Consider the following 2366-nt stretch of genomic DNA (forward strand, 5'->3'; position numbering starts at 1 on the left):
GTAAGCCCCCAATCAAATAACGCATATCCAAACACGGCATCTCCTTGGTACGATCAATGTATCAATTTTAGGAGGTGCTGTTCTCATGTCACAAGAGAAATTAACGATTATCCCCGTTACACTCCAACCTGTTTGCAAAGATAGATCTTCATATGCTACTTCGAATACCTCCGGTCTATGCACAATCAAAACAGGTACTTTTGAAATTTCCTTTTATAACGGCCTGGAAGAACGCATCATCCAAACGGTGTTGAGGGAGTTGAAACATCTATGAAGCAGGATTATACCAGTGTAAAAAATATCTACATCGTTTGTGGAAAAACGGATATGCGTAAAGGCATGGACGGTCTTGCTACGCTGATTCAAGACTCATTTGAGCTGGATCCATACAGCGATTCCATTTTTCTGTTCGCTGGAAGAAGCAAGGATCGTTATAAATGTTTATATTTTGATGGAGATGGCTTCGCCATGCTGTATAAACGATTAGATAGTGGAAAATTACAATGGCCTAAGAATGAACTAGAAGTTCGGAACTTGTCACAACAAGAACTTCGATGGCTACTAGAAGGTTTGTCTATCCAACAACCAAAAGCTATTCGCTCTTCTTCTAAAGGAATATTTTGATTTTCATATTTATTTCACTGTTCGAACCCTTTATACTAATAAAAACGAAGTTGAACGGAAAGTGGTGAATGTGATGTCAGATGTTTCTTCTAAGAATGAAAAACAAATGGAAAAATTGATTCAGGTACTAGAAGAGCAATTGGCCCATTCGAATCAGCAAAATCAAGAATTATCGAAGCAAATTGAATCACTTACACAACAGGTGCAACATTTAACCAAGATGTTATTCGGCTCCAAAACGGAGAAATCAAAATACCAGCCCGATGGGCAAGGCTCCTTGTTTGATGACGATGATTCTTCTTTTACAGACCCTGAGCACACAGAAGAACAAAGCCAACAGACCATTTCCTATACTGTTGTTCGAAAGCTATCGAAGAAAAAGAGGAACGATTCCTTACGTGATGATGTGGCAGTAGAAGTCATCCATCATCATCCTGAAAATACTTTATGTGATTGTTGCCAACATCAAATGGCGGAGATCGGAAGTAAGGTAGCCCGTGAAGAGGCAAAATTCATTCCAGCCAGTATGATGAAAGTGCAACACGTAGAGCACGCATATGAATGCAGAGAATGTAAACGAGATGTCTCCCAACCCGCACAAATGAAACGAGGAAAAGCACCTCATTTAGCTATCCAACGGAGCCTTGCCGGCCCAAGTGTGCTGGCTAAAGTGATCTATGATAAATTTGTGCAATATCTACCCCTTTACCGTCAGGTGAAGGAATGGATTCGTCACGGTTTGGATACGAATGATAAGAATCTATCGAACTGGGTCATTCGCGTAGCTGAAGATTGGCTGTCACCAGTTTATGATCGAATGAAAGAATGGATGATGATAAAAAACGTTCTGCATGTCGATGAAACATACGCCCAAATTATCCTCCGTTCCGATGGAAAGTCGGGTCAGACCAATGCCTATAATTGGGTGTATCGCACGGTGCCAAGTCAAGGACCCATCATTACGCTATTCCAAAGCTCATTATCCCGTGCAAGATCAGTATTAGATACTTTCACGCAAGGATTCAAGGGGACGATGGTATGTGATGGATATTCTGCTTATGGGAACTTGCCGAATGTTACGTTTGCCAATTGTTGGGCTCATGTTCGACGTTATTGGTTAAAAGCGGATAGCAAAAACGGCCGGATTGGCGTAAACTATTGCGATCAATTATACCGGTTAGAGCGGAAGTTTAAACACTTATCTCCAAGTAAACGGCGGAAAATGCGGAAAAAATATTCAAAGAAGATTGTCGATGAATTCTTCCAGTGGGTCGATACATCACCCTTCTTTGGCAAAAGTGCACTCGCGAAGGCAGCGGAGTATACCTTGAAAAGAGCAGACGGCTTACGAATATTTTTGTGTGATGGTCGGATTGAAATCGACAATAACCCAGCTGAAAATGCCATCCGTCCCAATGTTCTAGGAAGAAAAAATTGGATTCATTCTGTTAGTGAGGCTGGCGCAAGGGCAAACGCTATTTGTTTAAGTCTCGCAGAGACAGCAAAGAGTAATGGCATCGATTTCTATGAATATATAAAGAAGTTACTAACAGATCTGCCGAATCTGGATATCCATCAGAATCCCGAAATTTTGGATCGGTATTTACCCTGGTCAAAGATGATCCAGACAACTTGCAGCAAACCATAAAAATAGCCGCCTATTTGATTTGAAAAATCGTCATAGATGGCTATTTGTCATGCGCATTGAAAAGATATGCTTATTTTTATAATTCGGGCTTACT

General features: G+C 40.9%; 2 protein-coding genes. Both read left to right on the top strand.

The features are described 5' to 3' along the window. Positions 1–270: 270 nt before the first annotated feature. A complete protein-coding gene (tnpB, locus tag BALCAV_RS20685) occupies positions 271–624 on the top strand; it encodes an IS66 family insertion sequence element accessory protein TnpB (protein WP_003321596.1) in 354 nt (117 codons plus the stop codon). A gap of 73 nt (positions 625–697) precedes the next feature. Beyond that, positions 698–2272, top strand: coding sequence for an IS66 family transposase (gene tnpC, locus BALCAV_RS20690; RefSeq protein WP_003321595.1), 1575 nt, complete (start codon positions 698–700; stop codon positions 2270–2272). Positions 2273–2366 lie beyond the last annotated feature (94 nt).

Origin of the sequence: Alkalihalobacillus alcalophilus ATCC 27647 = CGMCC 1.3604, assembly GCF_000292245.2 — a bacterium.
Classification (GTDB): domain Bacteria; phylum Bacillota; class Bacilli; order Bacillales; family Bacillaceae_D; genus Alkalihalobacillus; species Alkalihalobacillus alcalophilus.

Coding starts and splice junctions, on each gene's coding strand:
- tnpB (WP_003321596.1), top strand. CDS start 271: ATGAAGCAGGATTATACCAGTGTAAAAAATATCTACATCGTTTGTGGA.
- tnpC (WP_003321595.1), top strand. CDS start 698: ATGTCAGATGTTTCTTCTAAGAATGAAAAACAAATGGAAAAATTGATT.